The 16,841-nt window shown below is 46.7% G+C and carries 19 protein-coding genes; 1 reads left to right on the top strand and 18 read right to left on the bottom strand.

The annotated features are described in order from the left end of the window. Positions 1–5: 5 nt before the first annotated feature. The 12 genes from fliQ to fliF all read right to left on the bottom strand — a co-directional run bounded on the left by fliQ (position 6) and on the right by fliF (position 10,915). Positions 6–275 (bottom strand): flagellar biosynthesis protein FliQ, encoded by a 270-nt coding sequence (gene fliQ, locus ACO0LE_RS01290; protein ID WP_422958602.1) that lies wholly within the window; start codon positions 273–275, stop codon positions 6–8. Between the two features lie 161 nt (positions 276–436). Further along, complete coding sequence (gene fliP / locus ACO0LE_RS01285; protein WP_422958601.1) at positions 437–1,219, bottom strand: flagellar type III secretion system pore protein FliP; 783 nt, start codon at positions 1,217–1,219, stop codon at positions 437–439. A gap of 23 nt (positions 1,220–1,242) precedes the next feature. Then, entirely contained in the window at positions 1,243–1,683 is a 441-nt protein-coding gene (gene fliO, locus ACO0LE_RS01280; protein ID WP_422958600.1) for a flagellar biosynthetic protein FliO, read from the bottom strand. Positions 1,684–1,730: 47 nt separating this feature from the next. Further along, on the bottom strand, positions 1,731–2,153 hold the full coding sequence (gene fliN / locus ACO0LE_RS01275; RefSeq protein ID WP_422958599.1) for a flagellar motor switch protein FliN: 423 nt from the start codon (positions 2,151–2,153) through the stop codon (positions 1,731–1,733). Further along, positions 2,143–3,159 (bottom strand): flagellar motor switch protein FliM, encoded by a 1,017-nt coding sequence (fliM, locus tag ACO0LE_RS01270; RefSeq protein WP_422958598.1) that lies wholly within the window; start codon positions 3,157–3,159, stop codon positions 2,143–2,145. Before fliM ends, fliN begins: the two co-directional genes overlap by 11 nt. Positions 3,160–3,199: 40 nt before the next feature. Beyond that, the gene (gene fliL, locus ACO0LE_RS01265; RefSeq protein ID WP_422958597.1) at positions 3,200–3,703 is read right to left on the bottom strand and encodes a flagellar basal body-associated protein FliL; all 504 of its coding nucleotides are present in this window, start codon (positions 3,701–3,703) and stop codon (positions 3,200–3,202) included. A 472-nt stretch (positions 3,704–4,175) separates the two neighbouring features. Then, on the bottom strand, positions 4,176–5,558 hold the full coding sequence (locus ACO0LE_RS01260; RefSeq protein ID WP_422958596.1) for a flagellar hook-length control protein FliK: 1,383 nt from the start codon (positions 5,556–5,558) through the stop codon (positions 4,176–4,178). Positions 5,559–5,668: 110 nt separating this feature from the next. Beyond that, the gene (gene fliJ / locus ACO0LE_RS01255; protein ID WP_422958595.1) at positions 5,669–6,109 is read right to left on the bottom strand and encodes a flagellar export protein FliJ; all 441 of its coding nucleotides are present in this window, start codon (positions 6,107–6,109) and stop codon (positions 5,669–5,671) included. A 33-nt stretch (positions 6,110–6,142) separates the two neighbouring features. Next, positions 6,143–7,456: a flagellar protein export ATPase FliI gene (fliI, locus tag ACO0LE_RS01250; RefSeq protein WP_422958691.1), complete on the bottom strand. Its 1,314-nt coding sequence runs from the start codon at positions 7,454–7,456 to the stop codon at positions 6,143–6,145. 94 nt (positions 7,457–7,550) lie between these two features. Further along, positions 7,551–8,222, bottom strand: a complete 672-nt coding sequence (locus ACO0LE_RS01245) for a flagellar assembly protein FliH (RefSeq protein ID WP_422958594.1) — start codon at positions 8,220–8,222, stop codon at positions 7,551–7,553. Next, entirely contained in the window at positions 8,215–9,210 is a 996-nt protein-coding gene (gene fliG / locus ACO0LE_RS01240; protein ID WP_422958593.1) for a flagellar motor switch protein FliG, read from the bottom strand. Before fliG ends, ACO0LE_RS01245 begins: the two co-directional genes overlap by 8 nt. Continuing rightward, positions 9,203–10,915, bottom strand: coding sequence for a flagellar basal-body MS-ring/collar protein FliF (fliF, locus tag ACO0LE_RS01235; protein ID WP_422958592.1), 1,713 nt, complete (start codon positions 10,913–10,915; stop codon positions 9,203–9,205). Before fliF ends, fliG begins: the two co-directional genes overlap by 8 nt. 206 nt (positions 10,916–11,121) lie before the next feature. On the opposite strand from fliF, the gene fliE reads away from it, so the two are divergent. Then, on the top strand, positions 11,122–11,487 hold the full coding sequence (gene fliE, locus ACO0LE_RS01230) for a flagellar hook-basal body complex protein FliE (RefSeq protein ID WP_422958591.1): 366 nt from the start codon (positions 11,122–11,124) through the stop codon (positions 11,485–11,487). Positions 11,488–11,601: 114 nt separating this feature from the next. On the opposite strand, the gene ACO0LE_RS01225 is transcribed toward fliE, so the two are convergent. Genes ACO0LE_RS01225 through fliD form a run of 6 tightly spaced genes read right to left on the bottom strand, consistent with a single transcriptional unit; the run spans position 11,602 to position 16,726 of the window. Next, the gene (locus ACO0LE_RS01225; protein ID WP_422958590.1) at positions 11,602–12,363 is read right to left on the bottom strand and encodes a flagellar brake protein; all 762 of its coding nucleotides are present in this window, start codon (positions 12,361–12,363) and stop codon (positions 11,602–11,604) included. Positions 12,364–12,397: 34 nt separating this feature from the next. Next, a complete protein-coding gene (locus ACO0LE_RS01220; RefSeq protein WP_422958124.1) occupies positions 12,398–12,703 on the bottom strand; it encodes an EscU/YscU/HrcU family type III secretion system export apparatus switch protein in 306 nt (101 codons plus the stop codon). Continuing rightward, a complete protein-coding gene (locus ACO0LE_RS01215) occupies positions 12,690–13,847 on the bottom strand; it encodes a flagellar hook-length control protein FliK (RefSeq protein WP_422958589.1) in 1,158 nt (385 codons plus the stop codon). Before ACO0LE_RS01215 ends, ACO0LE_RS01220 begins: the two co-directional genes overlap by 14 nt. An 18-nt stretch (positions 13,848–13,865) precedes the next feature. Further along, positions 13,866–14,192 carry a flagellar protein FliT gene (locus tag ACO0LE_RS01210; RefSeq protein ID WP_422958588.1) on the bottom strand — a complete coding sequence of 109 codons (327 nt, stop codon included), beginning with the start codon at positions 14,190–14,192 and terminating at the stop codon, positions 13,866–13,868. A 6-nt stretch (positions 14,193–14,198) separates the two neighbouring features. Continuing rightward, entirely contained in the window at positions 14,199–14,669 is a 471-nt protein-coding gene (fliS, locus tag ACO0LE_RS01205) for a flagellar export chaperone FliS (RefSeq protein ID WP_422958587.1), read from the bottom strand. Between the two features lie 41 nt (positions 14,670–14,710). Beyond that, the gene (gene fliD, locus ACO0LE_RS01200; RefSeq protein ID WP_422958586.1) at positions 14,711–16,726 is read right to left on the bottom strand and encodes a flagellar filament capping protein FliD; all 2,016 of its coding nucleotides are present in this window, start codon (positions 16,724–16,726) and stop codon (positions 14,711–14,713) included. Positions 16,727–16,841: the final 115 nt, after the last annotated feature.

The following is a 16,841-nucleotide window of genomic DNA, read 5'->3' as shown; positions in this document are numbered from 1 at the left end:
TAGTATCAACCTGCCATCGTTGCGATACTGGTGAACATCTGACGCATATAATCCGTCAATACCGACAACATCCACGGACCGGCAACGATCAAGGTGACAAAGATCCCAACTAGTTTGGGGATAAAAGACAAGGTCGTTTCATTAATTTGTGTCGCTGCCTGAAAAATACTGACAATCAGGCCGATACCCAGAGCGACCAGCAAGAGTGGTGCCGATACCATTAAGGTGACTTCCATTGCCTGACGGCCGAGGGTCATGACGCTATCTGGTGACATACTGTGCTCCCTAACTAAATTTAATAAAAATTGACAACACGGGGCTGAGCAGCCTGCAGCGTTAAGCGATATTGGTCAAGCTCATCAATGAAGCTCATTAGTTCGGCTAATGACTCAACTTTGCCAATCAACTTCATAGGCAAGCCGCACGATGGTCGTCGCTAATAAAAACTCTGTGCCAGAGAGCCGATCAGCAATTGCCATCCATCAACCAGCACGAACAGCATCAATTTAAACGGCAATGACACAATTGACGGCGACACCATCATCATCCCCATCGACATCAATACGCTGGCGACCACCATATCGATAATCAGGAACGGGATGAAAATCGCAAAGCTGATCTGGAATGCTGTCTTCAGCTCACTGGTAATAAATGCCGGGATCAAAATGCGTAAAGACACATCCTCAGGTCCACGCAACTCGGGTGTATTGGATAACTTGACGTACAGCGCCAGATCGCTCTGGCGGGTTTGTTTCAGCATAAAGGCTTTAAGCGGTGCGGCACCTTTGTCCATGGCCTCGGACATCGACATTTTGTTTTCTGCAAAAGGCTGATATGCCTCAGCATAAATTTTATCGAATACCGGTCCCATAACAAACAAGGTCAGAAATAAAGCGAGGCCAACCATCACCTGATTCGGCGGTGCTGATTGTGTTCCCAATGCCTGGCGTAACAACGACAGGACGATAATGATGCGTGTAAAACTGGTCATCATTAACAAGATCGCCGGGATAAAGGACAGCGCCGTCAAAAATAACAGCGTCTGTATACTTAGCGAATAGTTTTGCCCACCGCCTGCTGCAGGTGTCGAGGTAATCGCCTGTAAGCCGCCTGTGCTTTGTGCTTGTGCCTGCTCAGGAAAAACACATGCCAGTATGAGCAAGATGAACGTTAAGATCGCCGGTGCTTGCAGAAAGTAGGGAAGGCGCAAGTTATTCATACTAATGGTTGGTGTACAGCGCATTATTCTGCTGCTTTATCTGCAGAGCGTTTATCCATCTTGCGGGCTAGCCAGCTGGCAAATGGGTTCGTTGCGGCATTGCCTAAAGCGGATATTTCTACTTGCGCTTGTTTTGGCATCGTCGACAGGGTCGTGATTTGTTGAGCGGTGACACCAACGACGATCCACTGATCTGCGACTTCGACGACCATGATACGTTCGCGATTTCCCACGTTCACCCCACCTACGACGGTCACAGGCACTTTATTCGCGGTGGTAACAGGGCCAAGCCGTTTAAAAAACCAGGCAGCAAAGGCCATTAATGCGAGTACCGCGACCAGACCAAGAAAAATTTGTAGCAAGCCTGTAGTTGGTGAGATGGCGGTATTGTCAGCGGCAACCGCCAGACTGCTTGATGTCAATAGCAGTGCAATACTTGCACTTAAACCAACACTCGTACTCATAATCAAGCTCAGTGAAGTAATACTTTGTTTGCCAGGCGATCTGCGCATTATTTATTCAGCTTACGTATGCGCTCAGCCGGTGTCACGATATCGGTCAGGCGAATACCAAATTTATCGTTTACCACCACAACTTCACCCTGAGCAATCAGACAGCCATTGACTAGCACGTCCATCGGTTCACCCGCCAGGCCATCCAGCTCAACCACCGAACCTTGTGCTAGTTGTAGCAGGTTCTTGATTGCGATTTTGGTACGGCCTAATTCGACGGTCAGTTGTACCGGGATATCGAGAATGAAATCAATATCATTATGGGTTTCGGTCTGTGAACCTTTTCCTGAGAATTCTTTAAAGATAGCTGGTTCTGCAGCAGGCGTACTTGCTGCCGCGGCGGCAGCGTCGGCTTTTTCTTGTTCGGCAATTGCTGCACCCCAATCATCTTCACTGATCGGCGTATCGTTATTATCGTCCATGATTTTCTCCTTGCGTCGCTTCGTGCGCGACTTCGTTGACGCTGGAACTCAGCAGTTTTTCAACGCGCAACGCATATTGTCCGTTGAACACTCCGTATTTGCATTCCATGACGGGTGTACCATCTACTTTTGCAGAAATAATATCCGGAACTGAAAGAGGGATGACATCACCTTCTTTCATATTCAAAATATCACCCAGCGTAATTTTTGTCGTACCCAGATCTGCCACGATCTCCACTTCTGCGATCTGGATTTGTTGTGTCATCAAGCGTACCCAGCGCTTATCTACTTCCAGCGTTTCGCCCTGCAGGCTGCTTGTCAGAATATCGCGTATCGGTTCTATCATCGAGTACGGCATGCACATATGTAGTTCGCCGCTGACAGGGCCTAATTCAATTGTGAACGTCGTGGATACCACAACCTCGTTTGGTGTCGCAATATTCGCGAACTGGGTGTTCATTTCAGAACGAATATATTCGAATTCGACGGGATAGACAGGCTCCCAGGATTTAGCATAAGTTTCGAAAATAATTTCCAGAATCCGTTGAATGATCCTTTGTTCTGTCTGTGTAAAATCTCGTCCCTCAACCCTGGTATGGAAACGCCCGTCTCCACCAAATAAATTATCAACCAATAAGAAGACCAGTCCCGGATCCATGACAAATAAAGACGTCCCGCGCAGGGGTTTCATATGCGCGAGATTCAGATTGGTTGGCACCACCAGATTGCGTATAAATTCGCTGTACTTGGATACTCTGACCGTACCAACGGAGACTTCAGCACTACGGCGCAAAAAATTAAATAGTCCGATACGCAATAAGCGAGCAAAACGTTCATTGATAATTTCCAGGGTTGGCATACGGCCGCGGACGATACGTTCTTGCGTAGCAAGATTGTAGGGGCGAACGCCAGAGGTATCCTCTTGCGATTGCGAATCGTCCTGATCTCCCGTGACGCCCTTTAGCAGAGCATCGACTTCTTCCTGGGAGAGAAAATTATCAGACATGGTGTATGCAGACCCTTGGTATTGAAATGATGGTTTGACGCTATTGAATCACGAATGAGGTGAAGAAAACGCCAGACAATTTTTGCGGCTCTCCTTTTGGTGAGAACGGTAATTTAACCTGATCGACAATTTCTCCTGCCAATTGTTCTTTACCCTCAGAGGTCAGGATCTCGCTCGCCTGCTTGCTTGACAATAACATTAACAGACGGCTACGCACCTGAGCGTTATTTGCTTTGATCAGATTTACTTGCTCTTCATCCTGAACTTGTAAAGTCATGGTGACTTGCAGATATTTATCACCATTTTCAGATTGCAAATTCACTGTAAAAGGCTCCAGTGCCAGGAATACGGGAGCTTTTGCCGGTTCAGCTTTGTGTTCTTTTTCTTTAGATGCGGCATTCTTTTTCGACAGGAAAATCGCAGCGCCACCGCCGACGCCTGCCAGCACTAATACACCTGCCGCGATCATGATGATCAGCTTTTTCTTAGATTTGCCTGCGGGTGCGGCATTCGCTTCTGCTGCCTTCGCTGGAGCTTTAGACATTTTTTCCTCTCAAACGATGCACTTTGTTCGTGCATCTATCATGTTTCACATTATCTGCAATAGTTGATCAATGACATCCAAGAAATAGAGGGCATATTCCCACTCATCTTTTCATTTCTCATGATCGCCGGTATTGCCGGTTTAGTCAGATTGGTCTTGAGTAGTGTCTTTAAAATAGCGATTTAAGTGCTCGCCGCTTTGATGAGAGTCAAATTCCGATAGCATCCGATCATCGGCACCATATGATATTGAAAGACCATTCTCAGGCTATTTTACATGCGAAAGATCTGCTTACAGAGGTGCACAGCGTATTTGCGACAGAATTATCCATTCGCTTAGTGTTCAGCGGCGGATTATCGATTGTCGGTTGCCGGGAAGTTCACGTCCCAGTTCAGCGGAGAAATGGCAGAATTGTCTGCGCTTCCTTTTTGATCAGATAACTGCTTATTGCTCGGTGAAATCCACGCTGGGACTAGGCAAAGGTATCAACGCCACCGATTTTTGCCGTACTTCTTTTCACTATCGTTGTTGTCGCGCTGGTTTCAATTTCGTTATTCCCATTTGTCTGACGTGAGGCGCTAAGGCCCGAGCGACTCTGGCTCTCAGGCTGTTGATTATTTTGTTGTGAGGCCTGTGAATTAACCGAGAAGCCAGATAACTGTACGCCTGCATCACTCATCATTTGCTTTAATCTTGGCAATGCAGCCTCCAAGGCTTCCCGCACTTCCGGCTGAGCTGAACTGAAGGTTGCACTTGCCTGGTCGTTGCTAACACTAAGGACAATTTGTAATGGCCCCAGATCTGGTGGATTCAGGGTCAATTCGGCAGTCTGTTCGCCACCGGCGACCATCCAGACGACTTTTTGACCAACCGCCTGATCCCACGCTGAACTGCCTACTCGCGGAGAAAGATGCTCCGCGGCCGCGGTGCTGGCGACCTGGTTCGTGCTGATCGCAAATTGTTGGGCAAAATTATGTGATACCTGAGGAATTGCCGGTGCTGCATCCTGCAATTTTTCTAAGGAAGCATTTTTCCCCGTCATACTATTTTTAACTGAGTCAGCCGCGAGTTGCGCTACTGTCTTTGGTGAATTTTTTTCGTTGGCAGATAGTGCAGGTTCTGCCAGAGCCTCAGCGTTGTCTTTTGTTTTGCTTTGGGCGAGCTGATCCTCTTCCAGCGTCAAACTGGTTTTATCTCTAGGCAAAATATGTTGCTTCAATTCAGCTTGATTGTTTTCCCCCGTTTTTATCAGCGGGGCTGCGCCAATTTTGCCAGTCGCTGTTAAGTTGGTGTCAGGCAGGTCTTTGGTATCGGTACGCAACTGCGCTGTCACGGCGCTGGATGTGTCGACGATAGCCAGAGCCGTATCATTTGTTTTAGCTTCATCTTTGACGCTAGTGTCGACTTTGGCCGTGTCAGTTGAAAATTGTCCGATATTGCCGACCAGGGCAATGAGCTGTGCATTATTTGTCTGCTCTGCGTTATCAGCTTTGTCGACATTGCTGTCGTCGTTTGCTGTTTGATCGCCGTCGTTATTGCTGCTAGTTTTGTTTTTATCGACTTTATTGTCGTTGTTACTTGCCGCGTCTGACTTTGTTGCTTGTGCGGTGTTGGATGCTGGTGTTTGACTATTAGCAGGTTTATTTGCGTTACTGGCTGCAGGAGCAGCGTTTTTTTGTGGAGGTGTCGGTGCGTTTGCGACTTCTTTTGGTTTTTGCTGAGTGATTTCTTTGTTCAGGAACTGATTAAATGAGGCGCCGGAACTGGCATTGCTGGCGGCGTTATTCTGTTTGGCAGAATTAGAGGCAGAAGTCGAGATAGTATCAGTCGAGCTCGGAATAAGTGCTGTTTGCATATTGTCACCAACATTATCACTAAAAGAAAACTCATCTATCGGGCTGAGTACAAAGTGGTCTGCTGACCTTACGTATTCTCATTCATTTAAGTCGATGAACTGGTGCCCAGTCAAGACTTGTAAAAGTAACTTCTTGCTGCATGTTCATCAGTTTGTTTCTGGTCCAGCTTATTTTCTTTTTTTAGCACATCGGCTTGTGCTCGGTTATGCAAAATGCCGTAAGAAAGTCGTTTCTTTTCACATTCCTGCCAAAGACTTCGTGCCTTACTGACGCGATATTCGGCGTCTTTGACAATTTTTCTTTGTCCGTCAACTGCGCTATCCAGCTTATATATAAATGACTGAAAATTCATATACTGTCCTGCACTCAATCCAGTCGCCGCACCATTCTGAAATCGTATGACGTAATCATCTCGGTATTGTAAGAGCAGCGCTAATTGCTTTTCTGTTTCCTCCTGAGCACGAATTGCCTTGCCTACATTTTTGGCCGCTTCATCGGTATCTTTTTCAGCCAGTTCAATCAGTGTGCTGATCGGAGATTTTTTCGTCATTTCAATCTAAGTATAGTGAAGATGAAGCGAAATCTAAACGTTGAATAGAGCAGAAAGTCCCTGCAAGCTCTCGGTTATGGTCGATTTTTCAAGAATGTCTTGTTGCAAAAATGCGGTGATATGCGGATACAGTCGTATTGCCTCATCTAATAACGGGTCTGACCCCGCAGAATAGGCGCCAACACTGATCAGGTCGCGGCTCCGTTCATAGCGTGAGTATAGTTGCTTTAATTTTCTGGCGAGTTTTTGATGTTCTGGTGACGTAATACTGTGCATTGCACGGCTGATGGATTGCTCAATATCAATCGCTGGGTAGTGACCGCTCTCGGCAAGAGTGCGGTTGAGAACAATGTGGCCGTCCAAAATCGCGCGGGCGGCATCAGCGATCGGATCTTGCTGATCATCGCCCTCTGTCAGCACTGTATAAAACGCAGTGATAGAACCGCCGCCCTCAATGCCATTACCGGCGCGCTCTACCAGAATCGGTAACTTGGCAAAGACAGATGGGGGGTAACCTTTGGTCGCCGGCGGTTCGCCGATCGCCAGCGCGATTTCGCGCTGCGCCATAGCGTAGCGGGTCAGTGAGTCCATGATCAGCAAGACGCTTTTACCCTGATCTCTGAAATATTCTGCAATCGTCGTCGCATAGGCCGCTCCTTGCAGGCGTAATAGTGGCGGTGCATCGGCTGGTGCTGCGACGACTACAGCTCTTGCAAGACCTTCCTCTCCCAGAATTTGCTCAATAAATTCTTTGACCTCGCGACCACGTTCGCCAATCAGGCCAACCACGATGACATCCGCCGTGGTGTAGCGTGCCATCATGCCTAGCAAGACACTTTTACCTACGCCAGATCCTGCAAACAAACCCAGGCGCTGACCACGGCCTACACTCAGCATGCTATTAATGGCACGTACCCCGACATCCAGCGTGTCAACAATTGGCGCACGTAATAAAGGATTATAGATTCGTGATCCTAATGGCGCTGATTCTGTTGCCATCAGCGGACCAAGTGAATCTAAGGGTTTACCGTTTCCATCTAGCACGCGGCCAAGTAATTCATAGCCGACCGGCAAATGTCTGGTGCGATCGCTGGGTCGTCTGCGAGGATGTTTGCTATTTCCGAGAAACAGCGTTTCTTCTGCATAAACAGGCGTGCCAGGTGTGACGCCGCCAAGGTCGCTGTGCGGCATTAAAAAGAGGCGATCGCCGTCAAATCCGACGACTTCTGCATCGATGGTCGAGCCACTTTGTAAATGCACACTGCAAGCGCTGCCAACGGGCAATTTTAATCCAACAGCCTCCATAACCAAGCCCGTGACTTTAGTCACTCTGCCTGCTGATAGCATCGGCTGTATATGAGCAAGCTGATCTTTGCTGTTGTCGATCAGTTTTTGCCATGATTCGGATAATGGGGGGCGCATGGTGTCGATGATTCGGCGATTACGGCATGGATTTTTTGACGGCTTCTGCAATACGATGCCAGCGGGTTTCTACTGTCGCGTCAATCAGGTTTTGAGCAGTTTCGATCTTGCATCCTCCTCGCTCAATTTGACTGTCTATGTGAATACGCCATCCTGCGTTGATGAGATCATCTCCGGCACGGAGTTTGAGAACTTCAGCGTCTTCGGGATTGACAAAAATTTGTGCTGGTTGCTGCATAGAGGGGAGGGAATCAATCGCCTCCCTCACAATAGGAAGAATTGTTTGAGGATCAATATCGATACGTGTTTTGATCATGCGCTCAGCGAGTTCCAGGGCTAAGCCAAGTAGTTCTGAGCCCATTACAGTACTTGCGGTATTGATTTGTTCTGATATGCTTTCCATCAGTGACCGAAGTTGAATTACTTCGTTCTCTATCAATGTTTTTGTATCCGCGTAGGCAGCGTTTTTGCCCTCTTGCAGTCCGCTGACATATCCCTCTTTGTAGCCATTCGCATAGCCATCCTTATGTGAGCTCTCTTTCAGGCGTTGAATTTCTTCCAGATTGATTTTTTCAGTCAGAGTTGACGCCACTTTTTTTTCGGCTTGATGCGAGGGGCGATCATCACCAAAGGACGCCATTTCCCAGCGTTGGAAAGGGGAGAGACTTCCTTTAGAAATAACGCTAGACATACGCGTCCTCGCCTTTCGCTCCAAGCATGATCTGGCCTTCATCTGCCAGACGCCGTACGATCAACAGAATTTGTTTTTGTTGCGCCTCTACTTCAGATAAACGTACCGGACCTTTTGATTCCAGGTCCTCGCGCATCATTTCGGCAGCGCGCTGAGACATATTCTTAAAGATTTTTTCGCGCATATCAGGATTAGCACCTTTTAATGCGACGATGAGTGAGTCTGACTGTACTTCACGCAGAAGAAGCTGGATTCCCTTGTCATCGATCTCCAGGATGTTATCAAAGACGAACATTTCATCCATGATTTTCTCTGCCATATCACCATCGTATTTACGTAAATTCTCCATGACTGAGGCTTCATTGTCACCGCTCATGAAGTTAAGAATTTCTGCTGCAGCACGGACGCCGCCGATAGATTTTTTCTTCAGGCTTTCGTTACCAGTCAGTAATTTTGTCAGTACATCATTTAATTCACGCAGGGCAGTTGGCTGAATACCATCGAGCGTCGCAATACGTAATACAACGTCATTCCGCAACCGCTCTGTGAACTGATTCAGAATCTCGCATGCCTGGTCACTCTCTAGATGTACAAGAATTGTGGCTACGATTTGCGGATGTTCATTTTTGATCAGGTCAGCTACTGATGGCGAGTCCATCCATTTCAGACTCTCGATCCCGCTGGCATCTTTGCCACCCAAAATACGATTCAGCAGAGAGGAGGCTTTGTCATCGCCAAGGGCTTTGGTCAAGACATTGCGAATGTATTCGTCAGAATCCAGTCCTACTGAAGAGCTCAGATCCGCTGCCGCCCTGAATTGCTCAAGAACTTTAGCAATATTTTCATGCGGAATAGCGCCGATGGTTGCCATCGCCGCACCAATTTTTTGTACTTCTCTAGGGCCAAGGTATTTCATCACCTCTGCCGCGCCGTCTTCCCCCAGCGCCAACATCAGAGTAGCCGCTTTTTGTACGCCCTCGTCACTCATTGCTCACCCATGTCTTGATCACGTTCGCTACGATTTTCGGATCTGTGCTGGCCAATTGTTTGGCCAAGTCCAAATTCGATTCATATCCTGTTGATGCTTTAATGATATTGCCATCTGCATCTTTGGATAAATTGACTATAGCAGCTTCCTCTTCTTCCTCTTCTTTTTGTTTAGCCAGAGCTTTTTCATTTTCTATTGCCAGCTCTTCTTCTTCCTCACGTTTTTTTGTTTTTTCGTCTTTGCCCATCATTTTGTATAGCATAGGGCGTAGATAGCCAAAGAACAGATAGGCAAGGGCGATTGCCGTGAGCAGGTATTTACCCGCTTCTTTTGCCATCTGGATGTTATCTGGTTGTTTCCATATTGGTATATCCACTATAGATTCTTTTTCTGGACCGGCAAATGGGCTGTTGACAACATTCAGCGTATCGCCACGCTCTTTGTTGAATCCCATAGCCTCTCTGATCAGATCGGTTAGCTGGTTTTTTTCTACATCGGTGAGCGCTCTGGTTGTGACTTTGCCGTTCTTGTCTGTTTCTGATTTGTAGTTAATCACGACCGCAACGGATAGACGTTTTACGCCGCCCATAGCCTGCTGTGTATAGCGTATGGTCTTATCGACTTCGTAATTCACGGTAGCGTCTTTTTGCACCAGACCTGCATTCGATGCACCTGTACTTTGAACTGCCGCACCGCTGGCAATGATAGGTGCTGTGGCGGGTACCGGTGGCTGATTGCTCAAGGAGCCTGGAATGCCAGATGCGTTAGCTGTTTTGTTATAGCTTTCGCTGGATTGCTGACTCCGTATCGTTGAGGCTTCTGGCGGAGAGTTGGGGCGATAACTTTCGGCAGCTTGCTCACTACGCGAAAAATCAATATCAGCAGTTGCTTCCGCTCTGACATTGTTTGTGCCGACGATGGGCGAAACGATGGATTCTATGCGTTTGATAATATTTTGCTGGAAATCCTGTACGTATTTGAGTTGTGCCGGATCAAGCGTGTTGTTGCCCATCTGTTTTGTCGGGTCGGATAGCAGATTGCCATTTTGATCGACAATGGTGACGCTTTTGACGTTCAATTCAGGCACACTACTGGCAACCAGATGTAGGATTGCGCCTACTTGCTGCTGATCGAGATTGCGACCCGGATAGAGATTCAGTAGTACAGATGCTGTGGGTTTTTGCTGCTCGCGGATGAATACGGACGATTTAGGGATTGCTAAATGCACGCGAGCTGCCTGTACCGAAGAGACTGCTTGAATGGAGCGTGCTAACTCACCTTCGAGCGCGCGTTGGAAATTGACCTGCTCCAAAAATTGGGAGATACCGAGTTTTTGGTTTTCCATGAGCTCAAAACCGACATTGCCGCCTTTGGGCAATCCCTGAGATGCCAGTTTTAATCTGGCGTCATGAACCTGATTTGCCGGTACTAAAATCGCGCTGCCACCCTCAGAATATTTATACGGAATATTCATTTGCTGTAAGGATGCAACAATGGCACCACCGTCTCTGTCATTGAAATTTGAGAACAGGACTTTGTAGTCTGGCGTCTGGCTCCATAACCATATGCCAACCATAATAGCGAGCGTAATGGCTGCACCGACACCCAGTATGATGTTTCTCAGACCTGGTGTTTGCGGAAAACCCAAAAAGGTAGGTAGGTCCGCTCCTGGCGCAGTCAGAACTGCTTCGTTAGCTGTTGCCATGGTCAACCTCGTATCGGGATATCGTCAATTCATTGTGTTGCATATTAAATCCATGTTGGGTTTTTTCCTTGATACTGATTGTGATGCGATTTTTAAAAATCAATCCAAGGAAAAAGACATATTTTGTCCCTCTTATCAACGCTACGTTCTTGTTGTTGGCTGCTAAGGTAGCGCAATGGCTTATTGCGACTGAATCGGAGCAAAATATGAAATTAGGCGGAATTGACAACAGTCAGATCAATGCCATGGTGGCACAGCTTAAAGCGGCAGCAGCGCGCATGGAGTCGGCGGTTCCGACAGCAGCCAATGGCGTTGGTGGTATTAACGGTGAGGCGACAGTACCGGCAAAATTAGATTTTGCGGATGCATTAAAAGCCTCATTGGATCAGGTAAATACTGTACAGACGACTTCACAGGAGCTTGGAAAGAAATTTGCTCTGGGTGACGATAAGGTCAGTTTGTCCGACGTGATGATATCGATGCAAAAAGCCAATATCTCGTTTCAAACAACCGTACAGGTCAGGAATAAACTGGTATCTGCGTACCATGACATCATGAATATGCAAATATAGAAATTTTTTAGATAGACCGGAGTCAGAAGGAGCAGTAATCTACCGGTCAACACCATATCAGAACTGCACTCTTAGGCCTTCTAACCATTGCAACTCGTCTGCGCGTAAAGCCGCTTATCGTATTCCGGTCAGTTTGGAGTTGCGCTCTCTCTCCAGCTTCATAATATAGCGCTGAATACTGGCTAGCACAGTGCTGGACAAGTTCAGGAATTGACAGCCAAGGCGGCGATTCGTTTTGCCGTTCAGCAGTATCAAATCCTGTGCATTTCTGATTTGCAGATCGACATCAATTAAACCGATTCCCGGGAAGTCAATTTTGCAATGTTCGTAGGTTGTTCCGACATTACTATCGAGGAGCTTTTTTTCGTCCAGAATAGCAATACCGCCGCAACTGATATCAACCAGTGAAAATTTGACGGTCTGGGACATTCCTTCATTCTCAACAAAAATCATACACCGAATAGGATTCGAGAGCGGCGTGTTAATCCGGTAATACTCACGACGCTGCAGGCGAATGACATTTGTCGGCATTCCGAGTTGCAAAGCGGGGCGATTATCAAATGTAGCTCTTTGAACACCTGAAGATGAGAACTGGATACTGATACGGTCTAGCAAACCTTCAAAAGAAACTCTGGGTGCCTCAACAATGCGTTGATTCGCAAATTGTCCAGGTGCGCTGTCGATAATTAGGCTGTTATTTCCGTCGTCAACTTCCAGAATCGACGTAATAAAGACTTCTGAACCACCGTTAATCATCATACTGATTAATTGGTTACTATCTTTTAGCCCTCGCAACAAGGCAATAATCTCGCGACGTGAGTCAACTTGATAAGGACTTTGGTTCTCAGTACCTAGCTCCGGAGGAGAAGATTGCATGTCATTAGTATGGTTTTGATTTGGGAAGTGACAGTTATTTTTTCTGATCGAGATATATCGTCTGTGTCTCCGACTTCTCAGATTCTATATGGTAAAGCCAAGCGAGTAGTTCTGCAACCGCTCTATAAAGTGCCGGTGGAATATCTTTGTCCAGCTCTACCTGCATCAGGAGAGAGACTAATTCTTTTGACTGATGGACAAAAACACCATGCTCCTTTGCTCTGGCGATAATTTGCTCCGCAATAAGACCTTTCCCTTTTGCCACGACCCGCGGTGCTGAGTCGCCGTTCTGATAGGCGAGGGCGACCGCATTTTGTAATGTTGGCTTAGGTGTTGTCATCTTGTTTGACTGAGATGGCATCTAATGAGGTACCCGCACTTTTTAATGAATCGGCTAATTGAGCGGTATATGTTTTTAATAGCTCGGCAGTATCCGATTTGTTGGTACGGACATAAAGCTGAATATGCTGACCTCGCAAATGGATCGTTGCTGAGACTGCACCCAAATGTGGCAATTCAAAACGGACGGTGCTTTGCCATCCGTTCTCGCTCTCTGCTGTGTGTGTATTTTGTTCTCGTTGATCTCGTACAATTTCCCACTGCATGGGTAAATTGGGCAGGAGATTTCCTTGCCAGACGATTTTTTGTTGCTCTAGCGCATCCAGTTGCAGATGGATTAACTGAGTAAGCTCTGTATTAACAACAGGCTTACTGGAGACTGGGATGAGTTGATCACCGGGGCTGGTTTGGGCGGCTTCTTCTATTTGCAACGATTGTAATGCCTGTGGTTCTAGTCGTATATCTGCGGTGGTGAGCTTGCCTTCTAGCAGGTCGGCTAAATGAGATTCGTAAAACAGCCCGCTGGAGGAAATCGTTTTTTGCAGCTGAGAAGATAAATCAGCCGGCGATTTTAATATGTCGCTATGCTCAGCAAGTGGTCTTGTTCCGATCAGGCTATTGGCAGTGCCTTTTTCCTGAGCAAGATGCAGTATGTTATCGATAAGTTTCGCTGTCTGGCTAATTGTAGTGGGAGTACTTGTTGATCCTGTTAGATCCGACGATATTTTTTCGGGGATATTAACTGCTTTGGATAAGTCTGCTGAAATTGTTTCAGCATGACTGCTTGTCATATCGAGAAGGGTTTGTCCAAGTAGCGCTTGTTTGGGGAGGGTAGCTATAACAGTCTGATTGCTCCCGCCGAGCAAAAAGGTAGGGCGGGGATCGACTGTGAGTAACTTTAAATTAAGCAGATCACCTGCCTTACTGTCAGCAGGGAGATTCATTTTTGCAGTTGTTCCTGCAATTCTCACTAAGAAGCTGCCATCATTTAACCGGGAAAGTACTTCGCCTTGCACTTGGCGGCCAATAACCAGCTGAGATAATTTACTGAGGGCCTCTTGTTTGGCTTCCCCAAGAGAAGCAACAGCAGCCGGCGCTTCGATAGCGACAACGGGCCTTAGCAAATTATCGACCCTTGGCAACATCAGTGTTTACCTTATAAATTAGCTTGAACCGTAAGTTCGCGTAAGCTTACGATGTGATTCTGAACTGCGCATGACGTTTGCGAGTTGCGCCATCCAGGGTTCAGTTAAGTTACGAATTTCCTTATCATCAGCGAGGATTTTTCTGATGATCTGAATTTTTCTACTTCTTAAATCAGGTGACAGTTCTTGCTCAACCTCACGGATTCGAAGAATTTGTACTTGAGAGGTGCAGTCACTCTCTAACTTGGACAAAAGATCCCAGTCGCCATTGCGTGCAGCACTTAGCATTTGATCGGTAATTGTTGCGACATTCTCGTATATCGAGATCATTTCCATGCTATCCATCATCAATCAAGCCTCAAGAAATTTAGCAGAACGTGGTGCGAGTGCATCCGTATTTAATACAGGTGGTTCTATGACAGGGGCAGTAGTTGGGGCAATGGCTTCCCAGGAACTGCGTAGGTCTTTTAAGAGGTTTTGCACTTCGAGCAAAAGTTCTGCCTGATTATTCAAATTGGCAAGAATTAAACGTGTATTCATATACTCATACAGTGCATCCAGGCTGACCGCAATATCACCCCCCGATTTTTTATCGAGGCTTGCGCGTAAGCCATTGTCAATGATGGAGATCGCTTTTGATATTGACTTCCCTTTGGCCGCAATCTCACCAGCATTTAGGTGCTGAATCGCATTGCCAATCGAGACAATTGCGCCATCGAACAGCATGACAATTAATTTGTGCGGACTAGCGGCAATGACTCCAGTTTCAATGCCGACTTTTGCGTAGGCATTGGCACCGTTCATTTGAGATGAGCCAAACATGTATTTCTCCCGTAATTTTTATTTCAATACCCAGAAGTTTCTTACTTGGTATTCGATCCTGTTAAAGCCGACAACTGTTGCGTTAAAAATGTACTTGTACTATTTAAGCTGCTGATGGTGGAGTCGAGCGCCGTAAATTGTGCTCGGTATCTTGCCTCCGTGTCAGCAAGTCGGTTGTTTAACGCAACACGTTGTTTGCCAATTTCGGTAATACTTTTAGTAACGCCTGACGAACTGCTGGCAATGGTGCCGTTGCTTCCAAGAAAACCATTTAATAAATTATTTAATTTATAAGCATACCCAATAGAGAAGTTGACGCTACCGCGAGCACCAACCGCGCCTCCAGATACCAAAACTTTTAGACCTTCTGCATCGGAACCTGCGCTTCCCGTAAGCGTTTGACCAGAGCCGGTTGCGGCTACACCATTTAATGTACCAGCGACATCGTTGCCCGCAGTCCCTCCTAGGATGCTTCCGGTTAACAGCGCGGACGAGGATCCTGTGTTTGATGCAACGCTCACATTTGATGCTGCTCCAAATTTTGTAGATTGCAGTATGAGATTTCCCGTCCCCCCGAGAGAAGCAGTAACGGTTGATCCATTTGCAGAGAAAGCAGAAGTTCCATTAATCGACGACTGGACCAGAGCGGTTAACTGGCTGGGCGTGTAAGTGCCTTGCGCTAAGCCTACAGTGGCGGTTACCCCATCTAAGGTTACATTGATCGTTGTACTCGCCGCGATCGTAGTCGTCGCCGGCAAAGACAGGTCACCAGTTAAGCTACCTTGCGTAGCAATTTTAGTGATATTTAAATTGTAACTACCTGCTTTTGTGGCAGAACTGGAAGAGGCCACACTGACTAAACTATCACTGGCTTTACCGATAGAGGCAAATAGACCACCAATATCACTTAACTTTGTTGTCAGGGCTGTTGTAAGCTTGCTTGAGTCTAGCGCTAAAGAGCCGTCCTTTTGAAACGTGACACCAATTTGAGATAAGGTAGTCAGCCCACCGCCGAGACCATTTACCGCAGTGGATAATGAGTTGCGGATCTGATTTTGTACACTTTGAGTAGTCGAGTCCCCAAGTAATAATCCGCCTTTTTTTGTACTTGGATCATAGGCTGTTAGAGTCTTAATTGTTGAGTTTAGATCATTATATGCTTTGACTAAACTATTAATCCCGCCTTGTATGCCTGCCGTATTGGCCGAAACAGCAATAGAGGTACTTCCAATTTTAGTCAAATTCAAACTCACACCTTGAATTGCTCCGCTTACGGTATTCGACGCACTGGTAATGTCGATCCCATTAACTTTCAGCGTTGCGCTTTGAGCGGTATTGATTTCAGTAAAATTTTGAGTGCCAGCAGGGTCGTAATTTAACAAGCCTTGGACGGCAGCATCACCGGATGCGTTAATTTTCAAGCTTGATGCGGCGCCGGTCTTACTTGAGTTTAATACCAGATGGTATGGGGTTGCACTTCCATCGCCAACGATGGTTGCGCTTACGCCGATGTTTGCAGCATTGATGGCATCACGAATACCCTGAAGTGAGTTGTTGCTGCTGTCAATGGTGATTGATCCAGTTGCTTGAGCGGCATCTTGGGTGAATGTTGTGCCTGTTCCATATACGCCATTCGTCGCAGTGCCGGTAATCGTACCGAACTGAAAAGAAATTGTCGTTGTAGCGTTTATGTCTCCGATAGCGTTTGTTGTGCTGACTTGTCCCGCACTTGAGATGGATTGAGCTTGGGCCAACTTGGTAATATTGACGCTGTAATTACCTGGAGCAGCACCGCTAGTCGCTGATCCTGAGACAACTGTAGAGTCTCCAGACGAAGCATTAAGAGATTGAAACGTGGAAGGATTATTGAGACTCGATAGGGAACTTTGAAATGCGCTAAGCGCACTGTTCAATGATCCATATGCAGATAGCTTCGCTTGATAGCTCGCTTCTTTGGTAGCGAGAGCCGTTAGGGGCTGGCTTTCTACCTGCATTAATTTGGTAACCAGTGTATTGACGTCCAGTCCTGAACCAATACCTGTTGATTGAATAGTCACTATATTCCCCTTCGTATGCTTGCACTATACCTAGTTATCGGCTCAGGCAAACCAGACTTTAGAGGGGGATTTACCTATCAGTTTTAAAATAGCATTTTCTTACAATAAATTTTTT

Source organism: Undibacterium sp. Xuan67W (genome assembly GCF_049340165.1).
Lineage (GTDB): Bacteria > Pseudomonadota > Gammaproteobacteria > Burkholderiales > Burkholderiaceae_D > Undibacterium.
Note: the sequence above shows the minus strand (reverse complement) of the source record. Positions and strands in the feature narration are given on the sequence as shown.

Bases quoted from the DNA above. Each gene is read 5' to 3' on its own strand.
- ACO0LE_RS01225 (WP_422958590.1), bottom strand. From the start codon at position 12,363: ATGCAATCTTCTCCTCCGGAGCTAGGTACTGAGAACCAAAGTCCTTAT.
- fliF (WP_422958592.1), bottom strand. From the start codon at position 10,915: ATGGCAACAGCTAACGAAGCAGTTCTGACTGCGCCAGGAGCGGACCTA.
- ACO0LE_RS01215 (WP_422958589.1), bottom strand. From the start codon at position 13,847: ATGTTGCCAAGGGTCGATAATTTGCTAAGGCCCGTTGTCGCTATCGAA.
- ACO0LE_RS01245 (WP_422958594.1), bottom strand. From the start codon at position 8,222: ATGTCTAGCGTTATTTCTAAAGGAAGTCTCTCCCCTTTCCAACGCTGG.
- fliP (WP_422958601.1), bottom strand. From the start codon at position 1,219: ATGAATAACTTGCGCCTTCCCTACTTTCTGCAAGCACCGGCGATCTTA.
- fliM (WP_422958598.1), bottom strand. From the start codon at position 3,159: ATGTCTGATAATTTTCTCTCCCAGGAAGAAGTCGATGCTCTGCTAAAG.
- ACO0LE_RS01210 (WP_422958588.1), bottom strand. From the start codon at position 14,192: ATGGATAGCATGGAAATGATCTCGATATACGAGAATGTCGCAACAATT.
- fliJ (WP_422958595.1), bottom strand. From the start codon at position 6,109: ATGACGAAAAAATCTCCGATCAGCACACTGATTGAACTGGCTGAAAAA.
- fliG (WP_422958593.1), bottom strand. From the start codon at position 9,210: ATGAGTGACGAGGGCGTACAAAAAGCGGCTACTCTGATGTTGGCGCTG.
- fliI (WP_422958691.1), bottom strand. From the start codon at position 7,456: ATGCTATCAGCAGGCAGAGTGACTAAAGTCACGGGCTTGGTTATGGAG.
- ACO0LE_RS01260 (WP_422958596.1), bottom strand. From the start codon at position 5,558: ATGCAAACAGCACTTATTCCGAGCTCGACTGATACTATCTCGACTTCT.
- fliQ (WP_422958602.1), bottom strand. From the start codon at position 275: ATGTCACCAGATAGCGTCATGACCCTCGGCCGTCAGGCAATGGAAGTC.
- fliO (WP_422958600.1), bottom strand. From the start codon at position 1,683: ATGAGTACGAGTGTTGGTTTAAGTGCAAGTATTGCACTGCTATTGACA.
- fliE (WP_422958591.1), top strand. From the start codon at position 11,122: ATGAAATTAGGCGGAATTGACAACAGTCAGATCAATGCCATGGTGGCA.
- ACO0LE_RS01220 (WP_422958124.1), bottom strand. From the start codon at position 12,703: ATGACAACACCTAAGCCAACATTACAAAATGCGGTCGCCCTCGCCTAT.
- fliN (WP_422958599.1), bottom strand. From the start codon at position 2,153: ATGGACGATAATAACGATACGCCGATCAGTGAAGATGATTGGGGTGCA.
- fliL (WP_422958597.1), bottom strand. From the start codon at position 3,703: ATGTCTAAAGCTCCAGCGAAGGCAGCAGAAGCGAATGCCGCACCCGCA.
- fliS (WP_422958587.1), bottom strand. From the start codon at position 14,669: ATGTTTGGCTCATCTCAAATGAACGGTGCCAATGCCTACGCAAAAGTC.